The organism is Actinomycetota bacterium, from assembly GCA_035540895.1.
Lineage (GTDB): Bacteria > Actinomycetota > JAICYB01 > JAICYB01 > JAICYB01 > DATLFR01.
The window spans coordinates 1-22,819 of the sequence record DATLFR010000154.1; the positions used below are offsets into that span (position 1 = coordinate 1).

28 protein-coding genes are annotated in these 22,819 nt (G+C 71.8%); 5 read left to right on the forward strand and 23 right to left on the reverse strand.

Annotated features, from left to right (window positions below):
* The 8 genes from VM840_08800 to VM840_08835 form a co-directional block, all read right to left on the reverse strand.
* On the reverse strand, positions 1-280 hold a 280-nt coding region (locus VM840_08800), incomplete at its 3' end, for an SAM-dependent methyltransferase (protein HVL81676.1).
* A 6-nt stretch (positions 281-286) separates the two neighbouring features.
* Positions 287-1,519, reverse strand: coding sequence for a hypothetical protein (locus VM840_08805; protein HVL81677.1), 1,233 nt, complete (start codon positions 1,517-1,519; stop codon positions 287-289).
* 8 nt (positions 1,520-1,527) lie between these two features.
* A complete protein-coding gene (gene hemC, locus VM840_08810; GenBank protein HVL81678.1) occupies positions 1,528-2,490 on the reverse strand; it encodes a hydroxymethylbilane synthase in 963 nt (320 codons plus the stop codon).
* On the reverse strand, positions 2,487-3,182 hold the full coding sequence (locus VM840_08815) for a redox-sensing transcriptional repressor Rex (protein ID HVL81679.1): 696 nt from the start codon (positions 3,180-3,182) through the stop codon (positions 2,487-2,489). Before VM840_08815 ends, hemC begins: the two co-directional genes overlap by 4 nt.
* Positions 3,183-3,238: 56 nt before the next feature.
* Positions 3,239-3,943, reverse strand: a complete 705-nt coding sequence (locus tag VM840_08820) for a cytochrome c biogenesis CcdA family protein (GenBank protein ID HVL81680.1) — start codon at positions 3,941-3,943, stop codon at positions 3,239-3,241.
* A 31-nt stretch (positions 3,944-3,974) separates the two neighbouring features.
* Complete coding sequence (locus VM840_08825; protein HVL81681.1) at positions 3,975-4,631, reverse strand: hypothetical protein; 657 nt, start codon at positions 4,629-4,631, stop codon at positions 3,975-3,977.
* A 1-nt stretch (position 4,632) separates the two neighbouring features.
* Positions 4,633-6,096, reverse strand: a complete 1,464-nt coding sequence (locus tag VM840_08830; GenBank protein ID HVL81682.1) for a long-chain fatty acid--CoA ligase — start codon at positions 6,094-6,096, stop codon at positions 4,633-4,635.
* A 75-nt stretch (positions 6,097-6,171) separates the two neighbouring features.
* Positions 6,172-6,936 (reverse strand): LmeA family phospholipid-binding protein, encoded by a 765-nt coding sequence (locus VM840_08835; GenBank protein HVL81683.1) that lies wholly within the window; start codon positions 6,934-6,936, stop codon positions 6,172-6,174.
* A gap of 131 nt (positions 6,937-7,067) precedes the next feature.
* Here VM840_08835 and VM840_08840 point away from each other — a divergent pair, with 131 nt between their 5' ends.
* On the forward strand, positions 7,068-7,883 hold the full coding sequence (locus tag VM840_08840; protein ID HVL81684.1) for a sugar phosphate isomerase/epimerase: 816 nt from the start codon (positions 7,068-7,070) through the stop codon (positions 7,881-7,883).
* On the opposite strand, the gene VM840_08845 is transcribed toward VM840_08840, so the two are convergent.
* The gene (locus tag VM840_08845; protein ID HVL81685.1) at positions 7,880-9,139 is read right to left on the reverse strand and encodes an HD domain-containing protein; all 1,260 of its coding nucleotides are present in this window, start codon (positions 9,137-9,139) and stop codon (positions 7,880-7,882) included. The two genes, VM840_08840 and VM840_08845, sit on opposite strands and share 4 nt — an antisense overlap.
* Positions 9,140-9,190: 51 nt before the next feature.
* Between VM840_08845 and VM840_08850 the strand changes: the two genes are divergently transcribed.
* Positions 9,191-9,862, forward strand: a complete 672-nt coding sequence (locus tag VM840_08850) for a Crp/Fnr family transcriptional regulator (protein ID HVL81686.1) — start codon at positions 9,191-9,193, stop codon at positions 9,860-9,862.
* Here VM840_08850 and VM840_08855 read toward each other — a convergent pair whose 3' ends face one another.
* Positions 9,863-11,656, reverse strand: a complete 1,794-nt coding sequence (locus tag VM840_08855; protein ID HVL81687.1) for a CocE/NonD family hydrolase — start codon at positions 11,654-11,656, stop codon at positions 9,863-9,865. It abuts the gene before it with no gap.
* Between the two features lie 27 nt (positions 11,657-11,683).
* A complete protein-coding gene (locus tag VM840_08860) occupies positions 11,684-12,517 on the reverse strand; it encodes a TIGR03560 family F420-dependent LLM class oxidoreductase (protein HVL81688.1) in 834 nt (277 codons plus the stop codon).
* A gap of 39 nt (positions 12,518-12,556) precedes the next feature.
* Here VM840_08860 and VM840_08865 point away from each other — a divergent pair, with 39 nt between their 5' ends.
* Positions 12,557-13,006, forward strand: coding sequence for a hypothetical protein (locus VM840_08865; protein HVL81689.1), 450 nt, complete (start codon positions 12,557-12,559; stop codon positions 13,004-13,006).
* Positions 13,007-13,015: 9 nt separating this feature from the next.
* On the opposite strand, the gene VM840_08870 is transcribed toward VM840_08865, so the two are convergent.
* The 7 genes from VM840_08870 to thiI form a co-directional block, all read right to left on the reverse strand.
* Positions 13,016-14,026 (reverse strand): lysophospholipid acyltransferase family protein, encoded by a 1,011-nt coding sequence (locus VM840_08870; GenBank protein ID HVL81690.1) that lies wholly within the window; start codon positions 14,024-14,026, stop codon positions 13,016-13,018.
* Positions 14,026-15,096 (reverse strand): NAD-dependent epimerase/dehydratase family protein, encoded by a 1,071-nt coding sequence (locus VM840_08875; GenBank protein ID HVL81691.1) that lies wholly within the window; start codon positions 15,094-15,096, stop codon positions 14,026-14,028. Before VM840_08875 ends, VM840_08870 begins: the two co-directional genes overlap by 1 nt.
* A gap of 149 nt (positions 15,097-15,245) precedes the next feature.
* Positions 15,246-15,344, reverse strand: a complete 99-nt coding sequence (locus tag VM840_08880; GenBank protein ID HVL81692.1) for an AURKAIP1/COX24 domain-containing protein — start codon at positions 15,342-15,344, stop codon at positions 15,246-15,248.
* A 76-nt stretch (positions 15,345-15,420) separates the two neighbouring features.
* On the reverse strand, positions 15,421-16,320 hold the full coding sequence (locus VM840_08885; protein HVL81693.1) for a Clp1/GlmU family protein: 900 nt from the start codon (positions 16,318-16,320) through the stop codon (positions 15,421-15,423).
* Positions 16,321-16,362: 42 nt separating this feature from the next.
* Entirely contained in the window at positions 16,363-16,560 is a 198-nt protein-coding gene (locus VM840_08890; GenBank protein ID HVL81694.1) for a helix-turn-helix domain-containing protein, read from the reverse strand.
* Positions 16,561-16,627: 67 nt separating this feature from the next.
* On the reverse strand, positions 16,628-17,416 hold the full coding sequence (gene proC / locus VM840_08895) for a pyrroline-5-carboxylate reductase (protein ID HVL81695.1): 789 nt from the start codon (positions 17,414-17,416) through the stop codon (positions 16,628-16,630).
* A complete protein-coding gene (thiI, locus tag VM840_08900) occupies positions 17,413-18,609 on the reverse strand; it encodes a tRNA uracil 4-sulfurtransferase ThiI (GenBank protein HVL81696.1) in 1,197 nt (398 codons plus the stop codon). The genes proC and thiI overlap by 4 nt, the downstream gene beginning before the upstream one ends.
* 99 nt (positions 18,610-18,708) lie before the next feature.
* On the opposite strand from thiI, the gene VM840_08905 reads away from it, so the two are divergent.
* On the forward strand, positions 18,709-19,320 hold the full coding sequence (locus tag VM840_08905; GenBank protein HVL81697.1) for an LON peptidase substrate-binding domain-containing protein: 612 nt from the start codon (positions 18,709-18,711) through the stop codon (positions 19,318-19,320).
* Position 19,321: 1 nt separating this feature from the next.
* Here the strand turns inward: VM840_08905 and VM840_08910 are convergent, their stop codons facing one another.
* Positions 19,322-19,825, reverse strand: coding sequence for a TlpA disulfide reductase family protein (locus VM840_08910; protein HVL81698.1), 504 nt, complete (start codon positions 19,823-19,825; stop codon positions 19,322-19,324).
* A gap of 67 nt (positions 19,826-19,892) precedes the next feature.
* Here VM840_08910 and VM840_08915 point away from each other — a divergent pair, with 67 nt between their 5' ends.
* Positions 19,893-20,615, forward strand: coding sequence for a PspA/IM30 family protein (locus VM840_08915; GenBank protein ID HVL81699.1), 723 nt, complete (start codon positions 19,893-19,895; stop codon positions 20,613-20,615).
* Here the strand turns inward: VM840_08915 and VM840_08920 are convergent.
* The 4 genes from VM840_08920 to VM840_08935 form a co-directional block, all read right to left on the reverse strand.
* A complete protein-coding gene (locus VM840_08920; GenBank protein HVL81700.1) occupies positions 20,612-21,370 on the reverse strand; it encodes a BsuPI-related putative proteinase inhibitor in 759 nt (252 codons plus the stop codon). The genes VM840_08915 and VM840_08920 overlap by 4 nt on opposite strands.
* A complete protein-coding gene (locus VM840_08925; GenBank protein ID HVL81701.1) occupies positions 21,367-21,921 on the reverse strand; it encodes a SigE family RNA polymerase sigma factor in 555 nt (184 codons plus the stop codon). Before VM840_08925 ends, VM840_08920 begins: the two co-directional genes overlap by 4 nt.
* Positions 21,918-22,502 carry a hypothetical protein gene (locus tag VM840_08930; protein ID HVL81702.1) on the reverse strand — a complete coding sequence of 195 codons (585 nt, stop codon included), beginning with the start codon at positions 22,500-22,502 and terminating at the stop codon, positions 21,918-21,920. The genes VM840_08925 and VM840_08930 overlap by 4 nt, the downstream gene beginning before the upstream one ends.
* 26 nt (positions 22,503-22,528) lie before the next feature.
* Positions 22,529-22,819 (reverse strand): M48 family metalloprotease (locus VM840_08935; protein HVL81703.1); only part of this gene is annotated, 291 nt, incomplete at its 5' end.

Sequence of the window (22,819 nt, forward strand, 5' to 3'; positions counted from 1 at the left end):
GGTCTCCCCCCTTCAGGCGTACGACCCGGCGGCCGGCCAGCCCATGGGAGACCAGGATCTCGTCGATCGCCGCCTGCTCGATGCCGCCGCCCGGGCTCTTCCCGACGTCTATCCGCACGGCATCGGCGGGCGCGAGGTCGAGCAGCGAGGGGTGGACCAGCCGGTCGTGGACGACCACCTCCGCCTCGGAGAGGACCTCGGCTCCCCGGCGCGTCAGCAGTCCAGGGTCACCGGGTCCGGCGCCGACCAGGTGGACGATCCCGGGCGGGCCGCCGTCCATCGACGATCAGGCGGACCAGGCCAGCCCGCAGCCGGTGTTGCCGAGCCGGGTCCGGGGACGTCCGCCGCCGCCCACCTGCAGGCCGTAGAGCATCCGGTCCCCCGGAGCCAGGTAGATCCAGGTGCCCGACGGGTCCCAGACGGGGGTGGGGCTGCAGTCGCGGGCGGTCCGTCCAGAGGTCAGACGGTCGAACGAGACCTGGCGTCCCTCCTCGTCCAGGACGACGAGCGCGATCGAGAGGGCCTCGGCCTCCCGTCTCTGCCGCAGGGTGACGGCGATCCGCCGCCCGTCGGGCGAGAAGGCCGCGGACACAGCCTCGTAGCCGCCGATCTCGGCGACCGCCATCCGGGCGCCGTCCCAGACCGTGGGAGCGCCGCCCGATGTGACGAGGGCCGAGCGGGCGCCCGGACCGACCGCCAGTACCTGGGTCTCCAGGGGCAGGACGAGCGAGGGCGCCTCCCCGCCCGGGCCGACGGAGGCGAGGTGTCTCCCCTGGGCGCCCCACGATTCGGCGGCGGCGCCGGTCGGGGTCTGGTAGACGGCCACCCACTCGCCCTCCAGGACGTCGCGCGACGGACCGGCGAACGCCCACCGGTTCAACCGGCCGACCTCGTCGAGGACGAGGAGCGAGGAAGGCGTCTCCCATGCCACGTCGAGGGCGGGGAGCCACCCGAGGGGGACCCCGTCGTCGGGCAGGGCGGTGGCCAGCCACCGGTCCGACGAGTCGACGAGCGCGGCGATGCTGCCCCCCAGCGCGCGGAGGCGGGTCGCCGAGCGCCCGGCCGCGCTGACGCTGACCGAATGAAGCTCGAGCCGGCGCGCCGGGTCGACCGCCCCGGTGTCCAGCGCGCGGCGGACGATCATGAGGTCGGGGTACCCGCGCGCCCTGTCCTCCACCACGTACTCGAGAGCCGTCTGTGGCGGCACGGACATCGGCTCCGCCGGCGGGTTGAGGGGGAGCGCGCGGGTGCGCGTCCCCATCTGTCCGACCGCCATCCCGGCCAGGAACACCAGGAGCCCGAGCACCAGCGACAGCAGCTGCCGGGGCGGGACCGCCGGCCTGTTCATGCGGTCGAAGGCCCGTCGGAGCCGTCGCGGCACCTTCAGCTGAGGCAGGGCCCCGCCCGAACCGGTCTCCGGCGTATCGGTGAGGTCGGCCATCTCCACCAGCTGGGTGCGGCACCGTGGACAGGATGGTCCGGAGGGGAATATCTCGTCACAGGCCGGGCACCAGGGCATGCCCGATCCTACCGCGGGCCGGAAGACCCCCCGGGGCGTCCCAGGTCCGTGAGCAGGGGTCCGGCTCCCGCCTCGAGGAGCGCCTCGGCGGCCGCGCGTCCGACCGACCCGGGGTCGGTGGACGGTCCGGTCCGAGAGGCGCGCACGACCCGCGCCCCGTCCACCGATCCGACGAAGGCGTCGCAGGCCAGGCCGCCGTCCTCCAGGCGGGCCCACGCGCCCAACGGGACGGTGCAGCCGCCCTCCACCGCGGCGACGAGGGCCCGCTCGGCCTCGAAGGCCGCCCGGGTCGCGTCGTCGTCGGCTCCCCTCACCCAAGCGAGGTCGGAACGGACCCGGTCGGAGGCGGCCTCGATCGCGATGATCCCCTGTCCGGGGGACGGACAGAAGGTGCGGGGGTCCAGCCACTGGACGATGACGTCGGCGAGTCTGAGCCGCATGAGCCCAGCCGCGGCCAGGACCGCGGCGTCGACCTCGCCGTCCATCACCTTGCGGACCCGCGTCCCCACGTTGCCTCGCAGGTCCACCGGACGCAGCCCGGGCCACGACTCGCCGAGCAACGCCCGGCGACGCACGGACGACGTCCCGACCCGGGCGGACGCGGGCAGCTCGCCGAGCCCGCCCCCCGTCCGCGAGACGACCACGTCCCGGACGTCGGCCCGCGGCAGGACCACGCAGATCTCGAGCCCGGACGGGTGGGAGCCGGTCAGGTCCTTCGCGCTGTGCACGGCCACATCGACGCGCCCGTCGGCCAGCGCCTCCTGGAGCTCGGAGGTGAAGATCCCCTTCGTCCCGATCTCGGTGAACGGACGGTCCACCACGACGTCGCCGGTCGTCGAGATCTCCACGAGCTCCGTCTCGACCTCCAGCCCGACCGCCCGTCCGGCGTCGCGCAGCGCCGATACCGCGAGCTGAGCCTGCGTGATCGCGAGGGGGCTGGGTCGCGTCCCGACGCGCACGCGCGCCGTCACGTGCCTCTGCGCCTGCCCGGACGCCCAGCCGTCCGCTGCTCGTAGAAGGCGAGGATCTGGAGCTCGACGGACAGGTCGACCTGACGGACGTGGATCGAGCTCGGGACGGTGAGGACGGTGGGGGCGAAGTTCAGGATCGAACGGACCCCGGCCGCCACCAGCCTCTCCGCCGTCTCCTGGGCGGCCGCGGCGGGCGTGGCGATCAACGCGATGGCGATGCCCTTCTCCTTCAGCGACGACTCCATGTCGTCGATGTGCTCGATCCGCAGGTTCCCGACCTGCTCGCCCGCGCGCTCCCGGTCGGCGTCGAAGAGGGCGCCGATCCGGAACCCGCGCTGCGTGAAGCCCTTGTAGCCGGCGAGCGCCTGTCCGAGGTTCCCCACGCCGACCAGCGCGACCGGCCAGTCCTGGGTGAGACCGAGCTCTCGGGAGATCTGGTAGACGAGGTACTCGACGTCGTAGCCGACGCCGCGCGTCCCGTAGCTGCCGAGGTAGGAGAGGTCCTTGCGGACCTTAGGGGGGTTCACCCCGGCCGCCTCGGCCAGCCGCTCGGAGGAGACGGTGGTGATCTGCTGGTCGGCGAGGTGTTGGAGCACCCGGAGGTACACCGGGAGCCGGGCGACGGTGGCCTCGGGGATCGGCTTCACCCGTACCCGCGCACCGCTGCGGGTTCTGTCCGACGGACGACGCATGACGGCGAATCCTAGCGACGGCCCGACTTAGTACACAAATTCACGAGCACACCCCGTCACACGTTCCAGAAGTCGAGCCCTGCCCCACCGAGCACCCGCTGCATCCAGATCGTTATGAGCGTCAGCCGGCCGGTGAGCATGAGCACCCCGACGCCCACGAGGACGAGGCCCCCCACCATCTGGATGGTCGCCGCGTGGCGCTTCATCCTCCCGCCGAACCGCACGAGGCCGAGCCCCGCCGCGACGAAAGGGAGCCCGAGCCCGAGGGAGTAGGCCCCGAGCAGGACGATCCCCTCGGTGAGCCCGCCGGAGGTGGAGGCGAGGGTGAGCGCGGCCCCGAGCGTAGGACCGATGCACGGCGTCCACCCGAAGGCGAACGCCATGCCGAGCAGGAAGGTCCTGCCGGCCCCGCCTCCCGGCCGCACGTGGAACCGCCGCTCCCTCAGCCATGCGGGCATGCGGCCGAAGACCAGCAGCGAGCCGAGCAGGAGGACGAAGATCCCCGACACGATCTCGAGCTCGCGCTTGTGGCCGATCAGGAACACGGAGATCACCGAGGCGCCCGCGCCCAGGGAGACGAAGACCAGGCTGAGTCCCCCGACGAACGCCAGCGTCCCCGGCAGCGCCTGGCGGACCGGCACGCGCTCGCCCGCCCCGGCTCCCGTCATGTAGCCGACGTAGCCGGGGAGCAGGGGCAGGACGCACGGCGAGAGGAACCCTACGAGGCCGGCCCCGAACGTCACGAGCATCCGGACGATCATCGACCCCACGGTACCGCCGGAGGCGGGCCTGTCAGTCGGGACGGGAGGGTCCGGACCGGACGAAGCCGAGGTACATGAGCCCCACGCCGACCGCCAGGCCGACGGAGAACGCCGCGACCATCCCGGCGCGCACGAGCTCGCTGGCCACGGCCACCACCACCACGCCGCCCGCGATCAGCGCCAACCCGACCGCGCGCCGGCGACGGACGGCTATCGACCAGGCGAGTCCAGCCAGGACGACGAGGGTCCCGCCGATGGAGAAGACCCTGGACAGCGTCCGGACCCCGGCCGGCATCACGTCCCGCCCGGCCGGGACGACCCCCTCGAGCGCCTCCGCCGCCCCCGGGAGCAGGGGCACGGTGGTGGTCGCCATCGTCGCGTACAGGGAAGCGGCGACGACGACGACGGTCGCGGCGAGAGCGAGCGCCCTGGGGGCGAGCAGCCATACCGTCCCGAGGCCGAGCCACACCACGTTCAGGATGGCTCCGAGCAGGTAGTAGGCACGGAAGGACGCCCCGGTCCATCCGAACCCGACCCCATGAGCCAGCAGCGCGGAGGCGGCCGAGAACTGCACGAACGCGAACGCCCACAGGGCGAGCGAGACCCGTCCGGACCGCCACGCCCCTCGAGCCGCACGCAGCGCGACGAGCCCGGAGACGACCGCGGCCACCAGCGGGAACAGGAACACGTCAGCGCAGCGCGCGCCGGAGGACCTTGCCGGCCGCGTTGCGCGGGATGTCGGAGACGAACTCGACGGTCCGGGGGACCTTGTACGGTGCCAGGTGCGCCGCCGCGTGCGCGACGAGCTGCTGCTGGTCCAGCTCGGCTCCCGGCCGCAGCGCCACGATCGCCTTCACGGCCTCACCGTGGTACGGGTCGGAGATCCCCACGACCGCGCAGTCCACCACGTCCGGATGGGCGACGATCGCGTCCTCGACCTCCTTCGGGTAGACGTTGAAACCCGAGACCAGGATCAGGTCGCGCTTGCGGTCCACGAGGTACAGGTCGCCGTCGTCGTCGAGGATCGCCACGTCGCCGGTCCGGAACCACCCGTCGACGAAGGCCGCCTCGGTCGCCTCCGGGTCCTCCCAGTACCCGCCGAAGACGTTGGGCCCCCGAACCACGATCTCCCCCGGGTCGCCCTCCTCAGCCTCCATGCCGTCGGGGGCCATGAGCCGCAGCTCGACGTCGGGGACGGGGCGCCCGACCGAGCCGGGTTTGGGCTGTCCGCCCACCGAGGTCGAGGTCAACGTGGGGGACGTCTCGGTCAGCCCGTACCCCTCCCAGATCGTGACCCCGAAGCGCTGCTGGAACCCCTCCAGCACCTCGCGCGGCAGCGGCGCCGCGCCCGAGGCGGCGACGCGCACCGACTCCCAGTGCGCGCGTCCGAACTCGGGCGGGAGCCCGAGCCAAGCCACATAGGCGGGCGGGGCTCCGGCGACGACGGTGACCTCGTGTTCGCGGATCAGCTCGGCCGTGGCGGCCGGGTCGAACCGCTCCTGCAGCACGATCGTGGCGCCCACGTCCACGGACAGGTTCACCACCACGTTCAGGCCGTAGATGTGGAAGAGCGGGAGGATGCTGAGGACCACGTCGCCGGGCCTGGTGGCGACGGGTATCCGCTTCATCTGCTCGATGTTGGCCCGCAGGTTCGCATCGGTGAGCATCGCGCCCTTCGGGAGCCCGGACGTCCCCGACGTGTACGCCACGAGCGCCAGCGAACCAGGCTCCCGGACGACGGGCTCGAACCCGTCCTGCGCCGCATCCTCCTCGCGCTCCGGCACGATCACGTGCTCGAGCGCTTCGACGGACGAGATCAGCTCGGGCACGGATGCGTCGGCGTGCCTCTGGGAGCAGACCAGGACCCGGGCTCCCGAGTTGGACAGGATGTGACGCGTCTCCGGGACGGTCAGCATCTCGTGGACCGGCACCACCGCCGCCCCCGCGCGCCATATCCCGTACATCCACGCGACGAAGGAGGGTCGGTTCGGGAGCCACAGCGCGACCCGGTCCCCCGGGGCCACGCCGAGCGCGGCGAGGCGCGCGGCCGCGGCCGTCGCCAGCTCGTCCAGCTCCCGGTAGCTCGTCCGGTGCCCCTCGAAGATCACGGCGGGCCGGTCGGGGTACAGCCGCGCGGTCTCGACCAGATCCATCTCTCTCCCTGTCAGCCGGCTAGCGGGAGACGGGTGGGGGATCTCCCGGGGACCCGGTCGAGGTGCCCACCACGCTCAGCCCTCCTCATCGTCCCCGCGGCCGGCCCCGACCCACAAGGAGGCCTCGGCTCCCGCGAACTCGACGATGAAGACACCGTTGCCCAGCTCGGCCGTTCCCTGCAACCCGGCCGGGAACCGGGGGAGCTGGATGACGCCCTCGATGGCGCGGGCATCCGCCGTCCGCTCCCGGGGGACCTCGGTCGCTCCCAGCAGCTGGAGCGTGAGCCGCGGCCTGCCCTCCTCGTCGTCCGTGACCACCCGCGGCAGGTAGCGGACGGGAGGCTGTCCCTGTCCCTCGGCGCCCTCGAAGCTCACCTCGACCCCCGACTGGGTGATCCGCACCTCGCGCACCGCAGGCACCCGAGAGCGGAGGTAATCCGAGAGGTCCCGCTCCACGACGTCGAACCGACCGACGACCTCCCGGCCGGTGACGAGCATCCGGGTCGAGTACAGCGAGCGGACGAGCGCCCAGGCCGGCCCGCGCTCGAAGGTCACGTCTCTCATGCGGAGCGTGAGGCGGTCCACGCGCAGCCCTCCGCGGGTCATCCCGAGGGCCTCCACCTGCACCTCGTCGAGCCGCTCTCGCACGTACGAAGGCAGGAAGGGCGACCCGCCCAGGTCGACGGAGGCCTTCTGGGCAGCGGTGGACCGAGCCAGGCCCGTGGCCGAGCGGGCCTCGTACACCTGGAGCGCGACTATGTCGGCGGCCACGAGGAGGCCGGCCACGACCACGAGCGTGACCAGGAGGTACCTGCGAACGCGGCGAGCTCTGAATCGCATCTGTGATGCCCCGTCGGCCCACCGTACGTATGCCCGCATCGGGTGGGAACCAAGCGTCCAACAGTATGACCGGGCCCGATGCGCGGCGGCCGCCGGTACGATACGCCCGTCCCGATAGCGGAGAGGATCAGATGCCGGAGCACCCGAGGTTGGCGGTCTCGACCGGCCCCCTCTGGCGCCTGTCGGTCGACGAGGTGTTCGCGGCGGCCAAGGCGGTGGGCGCGGACGGCGTAGAGATCCTCGTCTCCCAGGACAGGGAGACACAGTCGCCGGAGCCCCTCGAGAAGCTGGCCAACCGCCACGACCTGCCGATCGTGGCGATCCACGCCCCCCTGCTGCTTCTGACCCGCCGCGTCTACACCAGCGACCCGCTCGAGAAGATCCGGAGGACGATCGAGCTCAGCCGCGCGCTGGACGTGGGAGTGATCGTCCTGCACCCGCCCTACCTGTGGCAGGTGAAGTACTCGCTCTGGCTCCTGCACGAGCTCGAGGAGGCGGCCGGCGACCACACGCTCGTGACGATGGAGAACATGTACCCGACGCATGTGGGCGGACGGACGCTCGCGTTCCACCGCTTCCTGAGCCTCGACTCCCTACGTCGCTTCGACCACCTGACGCTGGACACGTCGCACCTCGCCGTCGCCGGAGAGGACATCGTCGACGCCTACCGCAGGCTGGCGGACAAGGTCGCGCACATCCACCTCTCGGACAACCGCGGCAAGGGCCGGGACAGCCACGCGCCCCTCGGCGAGGGCATCCTGCCCATCGCGGACTTCTGCCGCTCCCTCGACGGACCGGCCCTCCGGTCCATCTGCCTCGAGATCAACGCGGGGCCCGCGGCGACGGACCGCGGCCGCCTGGAGCAGGTGCTCGGGGCGTCGCTCGAGACGGTCCGGTCCAACCTGCCCGCGCCGTCCACCGAGCCCCCGGGTCCAGCCGCGACCTAGCCCAGCAGGGCGCGCTCCCGGGTCCGGACCCGATCCGCTGTCTCCCGGTCCGAGGCGAAGACGCGGATCCGCCGCACCCAGCGCTGGAAGCGGTCCAGGTCGTCGGATGCGAGGCCCGAGGCGTGGTCCCAGTCCGTGACCATGTCTTCCCCGACTATCACCGGGAGGTCCACCGCGATCCGGCGGGGCTCAGGGACGTCGATGAGCACGTCGCCCGGCGCCCCGTCCACCTCGGCGGCCCAGGAGTCCTCCAGCCGGGCGCGGTCGGCCGGCCTGAACCACAGGAGCTCGATCTCTTCGAATCGGTCGTGGTCGATGGTGAGCTCGATGGCGCGCTTGTAGAGCCTCCGCGAGCGCAGCCTCCCGGCCAGCGCGCGAGTGAGGTCGGGCATGTTCGCCGTCCCCAGGGCCGAGACGAGCGACTCGTCGTCGGCGCGCTCGAGGTCACCGGGGGCCAGGGCGCCCGCCCCGAGCGCCGTCTGCAGCGCACGCAGCAGCATCGCGACGGCCGACCTGGCCGCGTGGTGCCAGTACACGGTCGAGAACATCAGGTGCTTCGCGAACACGAGGGATTGCAGCGCCGCCACACCCTTGCGGTCGACGGCCAGCGCGGGCTGGCCCTCCGGGTCGCGCCATACGGTGAGTGCGCCTATGAGCCGCTGCACATCGACCGTGCCGTAGGGAACGTTCGCGCCGTGCGCGTCGCGCACCAGGTAGTCGAGCTTGTCGACGTCGAGCCCGGAGTCGAGCACGGCGCGCAGGAGCCGGTCGGTCTCCGAAGGCACCTCGTCCCCCGGCCCCGGACCCGCCACCAGCATCGCGACGCGCCGGGGATCGGCACCCCAGGAGCGCTCCACCACCTCGGCCAGCTCGCCTTCGACGATCAGGTCGCGCGCGATCTCGGTGTGCCGCCTCACCTGGTCTATCTCGAGCTCCTCGACGGCGTGGGAGAAGGGGTAGTGACCGATGTCGTGGAGGAGCGCGGCGGCGAGGAAGGCGGCGCGGTCCCCGTCTCCGATCGGCGGCGCCGCGGCTATCCCGGCCAGGCGGTCGAGGGCGAGGCCCGCGGTGTGGAACACGCCGATCGAGTGCTCGAAGCGGGTGTGGTGGGCACCCGGGAAGACCAGATGGGTGAACCCGAGCTGACGCACGCGCCTGAGACGCTGGAGCGCGTCCGTGTCGATGAGGGCGAGCTCGCGCTCCCCCAGCTCGATATCGCCCCAGATCGAGTCGCGGATCACCGTCCGTCCGGCCACGGCTCACCTTACGTTGCCGCGCGGTCCGGGTCCGCGCGACACTGGGCGCCGATGTCCTCGCTGGGGGGTACGCCGCTGTTCGCGGGGCTGGGGGCCGACGCCCTCGCCGCCCTCGAGTCGCGGGCCGTCCGGCGCCGGTACCGGGCCGGGAGCGTGGTCTTCTGCCAGGGGGAGCCGGGCACGAGGTGCTACGCGATCATGTCCGGTGCGGTCAAGGTCAGTGCGTTCAACCCGGATGGGAAGGAGGCGGTCCTCGCCGTCCTGGGACCGGGCGACGTGTTCGGGGAGCTCGCCCTCTTCGACGAAGCACCCCGTTCGGCCGACGCGCTCGTGATCGAGACGGCCGAGCTGCTCTCCCTGGACCGCGACGACGTGACGGCGGCCATCGAGCAGTACCCCCAGGTCTCCCTCGCCCTGTTGCGCATACTCAGCCGGCGGCTGCGCCGGGCCAACGAGGCCCTCCAGGACGCAGCGTTCTTCGACGTCGCCGGGCGCGTGGCGCGCCGGCTGGCCGACCTCGCCGACGAGCACGGGGCACCGGGCCCGGAGGGGACGGCGATCACCGTGCCGATCTCGCAGGAGAGCCTGGCCAGCATGGTCGGCGCGACGCGCGAGAGCGTGAACAAGGCGCTCGCCAACCTCGGGCGCCGTGGACTCGTCTCTCGCCGCGGACGAAGCTACGTCGTCCCGGACACCCAGGCGCTGCGCTCGCGGGCCCGCTGATCAGCCCAGCGGCACGTCGTCGTGAAGCGGGGCGTCGACGACGGGGAGCAGCATCCGCGACCGTCCCGGCCCCGTGTGGACGGTGACGACAGAGGTGCCGAAGCTCACGTGGTGGGGCCCGGCGGTGGACACCTCGAGCGAGAGCCTGTCCCCGGCCGGCACCCAGTGCGCCATCGTGAAGCAGGACATGGGGAGGCTCATCTCCTGCCCCGGGATCACAGGCGCGACGGTGGTCACGCCGTGCCGGAGCTGGGGTTGGATGGCGCACGTGCTCATGTGGTCGCGCGCCCCCTCGGCGTCGATGCGGTACAGGGTGGCGACGAGGTGGGTGACCTGGCTGCTCACGACCGACGCGTTGAGGGTTAGGGAAGGGAGACCGAGCAGGACGGTGTCGCGGGGCACGGGGTCCGACGTGAACCGGGCGAACCCGCGGCCGAGGTTCGTGGCCACGGCCTCGGCCGTCGTCGCGAACACCACCTGGCCCGCCTGAGGGCCGGGGCCGAGCGTCCGGTCCGCGGACAGGCCCAGCTCGAGCCGCCGGGAAGGGGGGCCCCATGACCCGGGGGTGACGACCTTGGCCTCCCCATGGGGGGGGCGTCCGGGCGGGCCCGCGGCACGACCGTTGAGGAACGCCTCAACGGCGGGACCCGTGTCCACGTCCCGCTGCTTCAGATGACGGTCGAACCAGGCGTGCAGGGCGTACTGGAACTGGGCGAACCGGCACGTCGGGTGCGTCCGTCGCCGGCCCAGGGTGTCCACGCAGGCCGTGACGCTCCCGCCGTGGTCCCACTGTCCGATCCAGACCTTGTCTCCCGGCCGCACGTGGCGACGGGCGAAGAACCATTCAGCGGCGGGTATCCGGGCCGCGTTGTCGTTCACGCCGTGGATCATGAACACCGGGATATCGACGTCCGACGCCTGCGCGGTCCAGTCCCGCTGCGCGTGCCACAGCTCGTACTGTCCGGTGACCTGTCCGGACCCCGCCAGCAGCGCGGTGCTCGTCCAGCCGCACCCCGTCTGCGGGTTCGGGGCGGCTCCCCAGTTGTCGCCCGTCCCCCCTCCGCCGGTCACCGGCACCGGCGGTGACCCGGGAGGGAGGTCGCGTTGAAGGGCGAGGGACGGGTAGGCCGCCATCGGGCCCACGTACTGCAGGTTGTACGGGACCCCTCTCTGGAACTGGTGGTCGTACATCGACGCCAGGCCCGCGCTCGGGACGATCGTGACCAGCCCGCGGGGACGCTGGGCGGCTGCGACCGTCGGCGTCGACCCCACGTAGCTGTGTCCGGTCATCCCGACCCGCCCGCTCGACCACGGCTGCAGAGCTGCCCACTCCACGATCTCGTAGAGGTCGCGCGCGTCGCGGGGGCCGAGGTGGTCGAGGCAGCCGGTGGACCGGCCCGTGCCGCGGAGGTCCACCATGACGACCGCGTAGCCGCGGGGGGCGAAGTAGCCCGTGAGCCCGAGGGGCTGGCCGTTCGGCGACCTCGGGTCGGGGAAGATGCGGTCCCCGATCCTTCCCGCCAGCGTCCCGTGGTAAGGGCTCGCCTCCAGGATCACCGGCCAGGGTCCGTCCCCATGGATGCCGGGATCGGGTCTGACGACCTCGACGTACAGACGGGTCCCGTCCGACATCTCGACGTGCTGCGTCCCCCGGACGACGTGCGGGTGGTCCGGGGTCGAGAGCTGTCCCCGCATGGCCACGTGGTCGGCGGGCTGGGCCGCGGCGTCGGACCCGGTCAGGGCCGCCGCGACGACGACGAGGGCGGCGACCGCGGGGCGGATGCGGAGCTTCATCCCGGGGGGGTTTCTCCGCGCCGCCGGCTAACCCTGCTCGCCGGGAGCCAGCCTCCTCAGCAGGTCGGCGGTCGGGGGTCCGTAGAAGGAGAGCACGGCGTGCTCGGCTCCCGCCTCCTCGAAGGCGGCGAGGGTGTCCGGGAGCCGGTCCGTCTGCTCCGGGTCCGAGGGGAAGATGAACAGCTGGACGGACCTGCGGATCTCCGACGGCTCCCGCCCAACCGCCCCACAGTGCTCGTCCAGCACCCCGGACAGCCGGGCGAACTCCGACGGCTCCATCCCGAGCCCAGGGGCGTTCCACTCGTCCGCGTGGCGCGCCACCACCCTCAAGGTCTTCCTCTCTCCGATCCCGCCGATCACGATCGGGAGCCGGGCCTGGACCGGCTTCGGGATGCATCTGGCTCCCTGGAGGGTCCAGTTGGGACCCTCATGGTCCACGCGCTCCTCCGTCCAAAGGCCGCGCATGATCTCGCAGGCCTCGTCCAGCATCGCGATCCGGCGTCCCGCGCTCGGGAACGGGAACCCGTAGTCGTGGTGCTCGGGCACGTGCCAGGCGGCGCCCATCCCCATCTCCAGCCGCCCCCCGCTTATGTGGTCGACGGTGACGGCCATGTTCGCGAGCAGGGCGGGATGGCGGTAGGTGACCCCGGTGACCATGCACCCCACCCTGGCCCGTCGCGTCACCGCGGCCATCGCAGCCAGCGTCGTCCAGCCCTCCAGGGTCGGACGGTCGAGGTCGTCGAGGCCGTAGAAGTGGTCGTAGGTCCAGATCGCGTGGTAGCCGAGGTCGTCGGCTTCGCGCCAGAACCGGTCCAGGACGCCGTACTCGACCGTTGGGGCCAGCTTCGCCGATCTGAGCATGGGGCTCGATGATGCTCCGTCGCGTGCTAGAACCACAACGTGACCGTCCGCGCCTGGTTCACGATCTCGGCCGTCCTGCTCGTCGCGCTCGCGGGGTCGTCGCTCTTCTGGTTCCTCCGTCCGGCCGAACCGCCTGCGCTCTCGGCCTCCGTTCCGGAGGCGAGGCTGGAGGGCTCCCTCGTCCGCTCGTGCTGGCCGCAGCGCGGAGGAGAGCTCCGGTGTGAGTCGCGGGAGGCGCCGTCGCCGGCCGGAGCGCCCGTGATCGCCCGGTCGGGGGATATCCGCGTCGTGGCGCTCCTCCCGGTCCAGCCCGAGCGCGGCACGACGAGGATCGTCGAAGCCCGGACGAGGCGGACGGTCGCCGCCACCCGGTCGTGGCAGGAGAGGGTGCCGTACGAGCTGGAGGCCGGGACGTGGGTGCTCGAGGCGGAGGCCCGCTTCCCCGACGGTGCCTACGTCAGGTACGCGTTCCCGTTCAGGACGCGCTGACCCGGGCCCTCACCCAAGGATGGACCGCCGCAGGCGCAGGTTCTTGAGCAGCGTGCGCTGGATCGACTGTCGGACCTGATCGGTGACCTCGAAGACGGCCATCGGGTCGGACGCGGCGTCCTCGGGAAGGTGGGCCGTCTCGACGGGCTCGCAGAACTCGATCACCCACTTGGAGGGGATCGGGAGCAGACCGAGGGGGCCGAGCAGTGGGAACTGCGCGGTGATCGGGAAGTACGGCAGTCCGAGGAGCCGGGCCAGGGGTCGGAGGTTGGCGACCATCGGGTAGGTCTCCTCGCTCCCGACGATGGCCACGGGCACGATCGGGGCCCTCGCCTGCATCGCGACCTCGACGAACCCGCCGCGCCCGAACCGCTGAAGGCGGTACCTCTCCTTGAACCGTTTGCCTACCCCCTTGAACCCCTCGGGGAAGACCGCGACGAGCTCTCCCGCTTTCAGGAGGCGCATCGTGTCCTCGACGCAGGCGACCGTGGCCCCCGTCTTCCGGACGACCTGGGAGAAGAACGGGATCGTGAACCCGAGATCGGCGACGAGCTCCCTCACATGGCGGTGCGGCTCGTGCTCCCACACGACCCCGCGCAACACCACGCCGTCGAGCGGGATCGTCCCGGCGTGGTTGGCCGCCAGGAGGGCGGGACCGGTCGACGGGATCCTCTCGTTGCCTATGACGTCGACGCGGAAGTAGGACCGGACCAGGGGCCGGATAAGGGGGAGCAGGAGCTCGGTGAGTTCGCGGTCGAACCCGAAGACGTCGATCTCGTACTCCCCACGCATCCTGCGCCGCAGGAACTCGAAGATGTCCGTCACGTCGCCCTCGGCGAGGGAGCCGAGGGACGGGGGGAGCCCGCCGGTGGGAGCCCGCGACCCGCTCGACGGCTGGTGTATCCGGCAGAACATGGAGCCCTCGACGGCGCGGTTGCGGCACGGCTGGCCGCGGACGGTCACGGCCCGGCACCGGTCCGGCTCGTCTCGGTTGATCGGAACGACCTGCGCCTCGGGCATCAGAGGTCCCTGGGTCCGCGTCCCCGGGTGGAGGCCAGGAACCGCTCCTGACCCTTCCGGGTGAGGAAGTCGTGCAGCTCCCGCTCCCAGGCGGCCGCCTGCTGGGTCCGAGTGACCCGGCGCAGGCGCCGCTCGGCGTAGAACTCTCGCACCGCGTCCCGGGTGGTGTAGCGCGGCTCGAACCCGAACGTCTCGCGGAGGCGTCGCGTGTCGGCGACCCTCCCCCAGTGGATCAGACGCACGACGTGGGGCGGGATGCTCAGGCCGCGTCCCGCCAGTCGCAGGAACGGGGCGGCCGCGCTCAGGACGGGCAGCGGCATCGGCAGCTCGAGCCGTCCACCCTGACGGATCACCTGCGACAGGTACATCACGCCGTCTCCCGACGCGTTGAACACTCCGCCCACCGGCCGTTCGAGAGCCTGGACGAGCAGGTCCGTCGCGTCGTCCTCGTGGAGGAACTGCAACCGAGGGTCGAACCCCAGGATCGTCGGGACCACCGGCATCATCAGGTAGTTGGCCAGGGGGGTGTCCGCGCCCGGACCGAGGATGTTGGCGAAGCGGAACGTGGTCATCTCGATGTCGCGGCGGCGTCGAGCCAGTTCGCGCGCGTAGGTCTCGATCTCCTGGGAGTCGCGGCCGAACGGGTCCGTGCGCGAGGACCGCATCATGTCCTCCGTGAAGACGGCCGGGTCGTTGGGGTCCGCCCCGTACACGGCGGTCGACGACCGCACGATCAACTGCTTCACGGTCTCCGAGCGCTGGATCGCCGCGAACAGCTGCATCGCGCCTATCACGTTCAGGTCGTGCATCGCGCCGCGGCCGCCTGCCTCCCCGGGCGTGGAGTACAGGTTGAGGTGGACGACCGTGTCGATCCCGGTGGACTCGATGATCTTCAGCAGCACCGGCTTGCGGAGGTCCACCTGCAGGTACTCCGTGCGCTGGAGGTCCCCCGCGGGCGGAGCGAGGTCGACCCCCAGGATGTACTCGACATCCGGGTCCTCCTCGAGGCGCCGCGCGAGCCTGTGGCTGAGGAACCACCCGATGCGCGTGATGAGGATGCGCCTGCCCAATCCCGAGTCCTTCCGCGATCGTCCCAGGAGAGCCCGTACCCCCGAAACCTACCGATCGAACGCGTGCGCGATCAGAGGGGGGTGGGGGTGATCCTCTTCGGTGCCGGGTTGCCGCCGTCGACGAGAGGACGCCGCGGGGCAGGACCGAGCTACTTCTTGTTGAGGCGCTCCCAGCGCGTCTTCTTCAGGAGCTTCTTGTGCTTCTTCTTCCGCATCTTCTTGCGGCGCTTCTTCAAGACGGAACCCACGTCGGAACCTCCTGCGCGACGACAACGAAGGCGGGCCGCGCCTCGTCGTCTACCTGACGCGGATCCTGCCGAGGGGTCAGTCGGTCCCGAACATGGCCGGGATGTCGACCCTCCCCGTGATGGTACCGCGCGCCGTGGCCCGGACGGAGCCCAGCCTGAGAGCCTTCACGCCCTCGGCCACCGGGGTGAGGAGCCGGAGCGTCTGGTCACGGTGCTCGAGGACGCCGAGACCCAGGCAGTCCCCGTGTCCGTTATCGACCCCGACGAGCAGGCCCTCCAAGGTCGCCAGGTCGAAGTCGGGCGGGAGCGAGGGCATGAACACGGTCGGCTTCACCCTCCATCGGTGCACCTGGGGGCCGAGGAACTCGCCGAGCCGCCGCTCCTGGTAGGCGAGTCGCTCGTCCACCGGCCTGATCCGTATCTCCGGGTGGACCTCGAGCTCCATGACATGCAGGGACAGGAACTTGCGCAGGACCCCGGTGACGGGCTCCATCTCGCCTCCCCGGGCGAGAGCGACCACGTGGTGCGGACGGCAGAGCTCGGCCTTGTGGAGCTTCAGGAGCTGCCCGGCCACGCCGCCGATCAGGCCGGACGTGTCCACCACGGTCATGCGGGCTCCCATCTCGATCGCCCGCAGGACGAGCTTCGCGGTGCCGGTGACGAGCGGCAGCAGCTTCCCGCGCGGGGAGACGGTCCCGACGAACGCCATCGCATCGGGTGAGCCGAGGCTGGCAGGATCGAGATCCTCGACGGAACGGAAGAGCTTCAGTCCGACCGTGGCGGGCGGGCCGATGGTCGACTGCGCCAGGTCGGCGTCGATGACCGCGGTGGGGATCCCGGCCTCTACGGCTGCCCGGGCCAGGCGGAGCACGAACGTGGTCTTGCCCGAGTCGATCCCGCCCGTGACGAAGACCCGTCCCGGGGACGCGACCAGCTCCGCAACGGCGTCCGCGTGTGCCTGCTCGATGTCGCTCATCGCACCTCGGTGCGACGGCGCGTCACGGGGGTCGTGGTGGTCCTACTCGCCGGCGACCGAGGACCTGTCCAGGTACGACGTCAGATCCTCCTCACGGACGCGGTAGTTGCGTCCGACCTTGATAGCCCGGAGCTGTCCTCGCCTGATCAGCCTGTACACGGTCATCCTGGATACGCGCATCACGGCCGCCACCTCGGCGACCGTCAGCAGCTTTGAGATCTCGGGACCCGAACGCGCCATCGTGCTCCTTGTCGGCTCGCATCCTAACGGCGGAGCTCCGACGGACGCCATGCGACCGCCCGAACGCTCACCGACCGAGCTCGGCGCTGCGGCGGGCGGCCCGGGCGATCGCCTCGGCCAGCGCCGCCTTCACGTCATGGGCGTCGAGCGCGGCGACGGCCGCCTCGGTCGTCCCCCCTGGCGACGTGACCTGGGCGCGGAGCTCCCGGGGGTCAGCGTCGTCCTGAGCCAGCATCTCGGCCGCCCCCCGCAGGGTCTGAACGACGAGGGTCCGGGCCGTGGTCGGGTCGAGCCCCACCTGTTCGGCCCCGGTCAGCATCGCTTCGGCCAGGTAGAACACGTAGGCTGGCCCCGACCCAGAGACCGCGGTCACCGCGTCCAGGAGGTCCTCCTCGAGCCAGACGACGGGTCCGACGGCGGAGAACACGTCGGCCGCGAGCGTCCGGGTCGCGTCGTCGCAGGCCGCACCCGCGGCGAGCGCCGTGACCCCCCTGCCCACCCGGGCCGGGGTGTTCGGCATCGCCCGGACGACGGGCGTCCGGGCTCCCACCGCGTCGGCGATGGCCGATGTCCTCAGCCCGGCCACGATCGACAGGACCGCGCGGTCCGGACCGAGGCCCGACAGGACCTCCGTGGCGTCCTGCGGCTTCACCGCGAGCAGGACCGCCTCCGCCCCCGCCGCAGCCGTGGCGTTGTCCTGCTCCACGTGGACGCCGAGCACCTCCCGGAGCTCGTCGAGGCGGCCCTGCCTCACATCCGCCATCACGATCCGGTCCGGCTCCCAGCCGGCGGTCAGGAGTCCCCGCACGAGGGCCTCCCCCATCATCCCGGCGCCTAGGACGGCCAGGCGTCTCACGTCGCCGGCTCCCGGCCCGCGACGTGCAGCTCCGCCCCGGCCACGCACGCGGCCACGATCTCGTCCACCGGGAGGTCGCGCTCGGCCTGACGGCACTCCTCGACCGATGCGTGCGTGGCGGGGGACCTCGGCACGAACAGGGAGCAGCAGTCCTGGTACGGCAGGATCGAGGTCTCGTACGTGCCGATCGTCTTGGCGAGATCGATGATGTCCTGCTTGTCGTCGCCGACGAGCGGGCGCAGGATCGGCATCGGCGCGGCGTCCTCCACGCAGAGCAGGTTGTCCAGCGTCTGGGAGGCCACCTGGCCCAGGCTGTCGCCGGTCACCAGGAACCTGGCCCGCTCCCGCCGGGCGAGCGCAGCCGCGACGCGCACCATGAACCGGCGGTACAGGACGACGCGCAAGGGGGGAGGGGCGCCGACGACGATCCTCTGCTGGGCCTCGCCGAAGGCGACCATGTACAGCCGGGTCGTCCCCTGCCACGAAGAGATCGCCTCGGCCAGCTCGATCGCCTTGCGGGTGCTCGCCCGGTCGGTGAAGGGAGCCGAGTGGAAGTGGACGAGCGATGCCTTCGTCCCGCGCTTCAGGACCTTCCAGGTGGCGACCGGGGAGTCGATCCCGCCGGACAGCAGGCTCATCACCCGTCCGGACACCCCGACCGGGAGCCCGCCCGGTCCCGGGACGCGGTCGACGTAGACCCAGGCCCGCTTTCCGACGATCTCGATGTGGACCGTGACCTCCGGGTCGCCGAGGTCCACCTTCATGCCGAGGGAGGTCCGGACGGCGTCCCCGACCGCCACGTTGATATCGGTCGAGGTGAACGGGAGCTCCTTCGTCGAGCGTCGAGCGGCCACCGCGAACGTCTCCGCCGGCCGGCCCACCAGCAGGCGCAGGGCGGTCCCGCAGAGCGTCTCGAGATCGGCCTCGACCTCGACGGCGGGCGCGAAGACGGCCACGCCGAAGGTGCGGCGGAGGGCGTCGGTCACGGCGGGGTCCGGGGGTCCGGGGAGATGAACGAGCATCCGCCCGCTCATCACCTCCACCTGCCCCCTGCCGGCCAGGGCTCGTTCGAGGTTGCGTACCAGGGCGCCCTCGAACTGGCCTCGGTTGCGTCCCTTCAGGCCGATCTCGTTGTAGTGCACGACCACGGCGTGGCGGTCGGTCAGGGCATGACTCGCGGAGCTGGCAACCATGTCGAGCCTCACGGGTGGGGGTGTGAAGAGAGCCTACCGACCTCCGAACACCCGAGCCGCCGGGGGATAGACTGACCTATCCGTCCAGGGGGAAGCGGCGTGGCAGAACGGGTTCCCATCTTTCCTCTCCACTCGATCCTCCTGCCGCACACCGATCTCGGCCTCCACGTCTTCGAGGAGCGCTACCGGTCGCTCGTGGGCCACTGCCTCGACTCCGGCGAGGGGTTCGGCGTCGTGCTCATCCGGCGTGGACGGGAGGTGGGGGGACCCGCCGAGCCGCACTCGGTCGGGACGATGGCGAGGATCGCCGGCTACGCCCGGCTCCCGGACGGTCGGTACCTCCTCGAGGTGGAGGGGTACCGACGCTTCAGGATCGTCGATATCGACTGCTCCAACGAGTACCCGGCGGCCTGGGTGGAGCACCTGCCCGAGGCGATCGGCGACTTCGGGGTCGCGCGGGAGCACAGCGAGGAGGCCGAGAAGCTCCTGGCTTCCTACCGTCTGCGCAACGGCGACGGGGACGTTCCGTTGAAGCTCCCGGTCGACCCCGTCGCGCGGTCGTACACGATCGCGACGATGCTCGCCATCGACCCGCCGGAGAAGCAGACCCTGCTCGAGACGGAGACCGCCGACGTGCGGTTGGCCCGGGAGGTCTCGATCCTGCGCCGGGAGATGGCGCTGCTCGACCACATCGGGTCCGAGCGGGGCTGACTCAGCCGATCCTGAGCAGCTGCTCGATCCGACGTCTAAGCGTCTCGTCGTCGATGTCCCCGTTCCGCACGAAGGCGAGCACCCCGTCGGCCCGGTAGAACCTCGTCACGGGGATCCCCACGATCCCCTGGTCTCGCATGATCTCCCCTCCCGGGTCGCCCACGCTCGGGAAGGGGACCTCGTAGCGGGCCAGGAACGCCGTTGCCGCCTTCGCGTCGTCCTTGGGGTTCACGCCGAGGAACGCGACGCGTCCGTCGTAGTCGCGGGCCGCCCGGGCGAGGATCGGCATCTCGGTGGCGCACGGGATGCACCAGGACGCCCACCAGTTCACGACGAGCGGCTCCCCCTCGAGGGCCCGCATGGTCGCCTTGAACCCGTCGGGCGTCGTCTCGACCACCGCTCCGTCCACGAGCCTCGGCGGCTCCTCGCTCGGCGGAGGTGGAGAGGAGGCCGAGCAGGCGGCGAGGGCGATCGCGCACAGCGCAGCTACCAGAGGGCGGCCCATCGATGCTCAGGCTATCCCACGACTAGAATGTCCGAGCCTCGGACGGGCAGCCGAAAAGGAGGAGCGAGTGGGCGCGTTCTCCAGACTCATGACGATCATCAAGATGAAGTTCAGCCGGGCCGTCGGGCGCGCGGAGGACCCGCGCGAGCTGCTCGACTATTCCTACGAGCGGCAGCTGGACCTCCTGCAGAAGGTGCGCAAGGGGATCGCCGACGTCGCCACCTCCAGGGCCCGTCTCCGACTGCAGGCGGGAAGGCTGGAGGAGCAGGTCGCGAAGCTGGACAACCAGGCCCGACGCGCGGTCGGCGCCGGACGGGAGGACCTGGCCAAGCTCGCCCTGCAGCGGAAGAAGGAGATCCAGGCGCAGCTCCAGGGGATGGACGAGCAGATCGCGAACATCGAGGCCGAGGAGGAGCGCCTGAAGGCGACGGAGCAGAAGCTCCAAGCCCGGATCGAGGCCTTCCGGACCCGCAAGGAGACGACGAAGGCCCAGTACACGGCGGCCGAAGCGCAGGTGAAGGTCGGCGAGGCCCTGAGCGGACTGTCGGAGGAGTTCGGGGACGTCGGCCGCGCCCTGGGCCGCGCCGAGCAGAAGACGGAGGAGCTGCAGGCCAGGGCGGTAGCGATGGACGAGCTGCTCTCATCGGGAGCGATCCCGGACCTGTCCGCTCCCCGCGACCAGATCGAGGCAGAGCTGCAGAAGGTCACCCACGAGAGCGAGATCGAGCTCGAGCTGGCCGAGATGCGCCGCGAGCTGGGATCCGCGGAGGGGTCCGAGGGCGACGGCTAGGGACACTCGCCGAGGCATACCTCCTCGGCTCCCGAGCGCAGCGGCGGGTCCGTCGTCAGGACACCGACGATCAGGTAGCGGCCGGACCGTGGGCGCCCGTCGTCCCCGTCACCCGACCACTCACCGGTGAAGTCCCGGCACTCCCCGGGCCCCCACCGCTCCCGCCCGACCGCCTGAGCGAAGCTGCGCTGAGCGCCCCACCGCCAGACCGGACGGTCGTCCCCCTGCCTGCGCGCCTCGAAATCGTGCCGCTGTCCGTGAGCGAAAGCCGCCTCCACGGGGCGGTCCGAGGGGTTGCAGACGCTCAGCGTGATGCGCACCTGCTCTCCAGCCGGGAGCGTCTTGCGCGAGAGGGAGAGGTCCAGCTCGAGCGGCGGACCGGGGGGCGAGCCGGTCCCCTGCGCGGCCGCGCCCGATGTCGCCCCCTGGGCGGAGCCGTCCGCCGCGATCGGAGCGGCGGTCCCGCTCGGGGCGCTCGCCCCGACCCCGGGGTCCGGCCCGAGCTCCTTGGTTGACTCCGGCATGGGGGACCCCACGTCCAGGCTGCGCTCGTCCGCCAGTCTCGTCCGGTCCCCCACGTCGGACGGGAGGCGGAGCATCGACCCGCCGATAGCGGCCACGAGCACGAGCGCGGCCGCCCCTCCCAGGGTCGCCGTCCTGCGCCGCACGATGCGCCGGGCCCGGGCGCGGATCGCGGTGACGTCCGCGGCTGGCCCCCCGGGCGTCTCGCGGAGCCTGTCCAGGGGATCGTTCATGGCTCTCCCAACGTCCTGCGCAGGCGCTCTCGGGCCTGGAAGAGGAGCGACTTGACCGTCCCCGGCCGGCATCCCATCGCTTCGGCCGTGTCGTCCACGGGCAGGCCGAGCACGTAGTGCAGCGCGACCGCCGTCCGTTGCCGGATCGGTAGCTCGGCGACCGCGCGGTGCAGCTCTGGGTAGGCCTCGGGCGCCGGCTCGAAGACCGCGGTCCTGCGTCCGAGCCGGGCGACCGCCCGCGCCTCCCGCGTCGCCCGTCGCCGCCAGCTGATCGCGAGGTTGGTGGCGACCCGGTGCACCCATCCGGCGGGGTTGCCGTCCGGCCACAGCTTCGACCAGGACACGTAGGCCCGCGCGAAGGCTTCCTGCACCACGTCCTCGGCAACCCCTTGGTCTCGGGTGACGACGCGGACCGTGCTCACGAGCCGCGCGTACCTCTCCTCTACGAACGCGTCGAACGCCTCCTCTGCCGTGAGGGGGTGTCCACCCTCCCCAACGCCGGGTGCGGGGGAGGGGTTCAGACGGTCCGGATGGACCTCTCCTCCGGTCACGGGTCCTCGTCCAGCGGCATGCCCCAGAGCGGGTAGCGGAACTCCAGGTCGTCCTCCAGCGGGAGCTCGCCCTCGAGCAGCGCGTGAACCCTCAGCTCCATGGCGGTGTCGCGTGTCCGTCCCCGACGCGGGGCGAACGCGTAGAACCGACCCCGTCGGAACGAGTAGACGAGGTGGAGTGGCTCCCCGCCGTCGCGCGCCTTGAACGGGAAGACGGCGCAGAGCAGCTGGTCCCGGAACCCCTCCTCGACGACCATCTGGGCGCCCACCTGCACGGCGGCCACCAGGTCGGGGAAGTCCTCGTCGGTTATGACCGCCCAGAGGTACCCGAGGTCGTCGCCTCGGAGGGCGACCTGGGAGCCGAGGTCGCGCGCAGCGATCTGCAGGACCCGGTCCACGTCGGACCGCAGCTGCTCGAACCGCGACCCCGACAGGACCCGCATCGCCAGCCCTCCCCGGCGGCCGGGGTCCATCCCCAGCGACGTGCGCATGGAGAGCTCGGCGGCGGCCACCGCCCCGAGTCCTTCGGTCTTCGACCGAGGGAGCCGCTTGCGGCCGAACAGGACGCTGAGGATGCCCACCGGCCCAGCCTACGCCGCGTCCGCGGCTAGCGGCCTTCGAGCTGGCGCTGGATCTCGTCGAGCTGGCGGAGCCGGCGCTCGAGCGACGGGTGGGTCGAGAGCAGCTCGGCCTTCGCCGGGATGATGAAGAACGCGTTCATCTGCTCGACCGTGCGCAGGTCTCGGTTCGGGATCTTCTTCACCGCTCCCGAGATCTTCACGAGGGCGGACGCCAGGTGGGCAGGCTGTCCGGTCAGCTGTGCTCCTCCCCGGTCGGCGGCGAGCTCGCGGTACCGGCCCAGCGCGAGGATCAGGAGCTGGGAGACCAGGTAGACGAC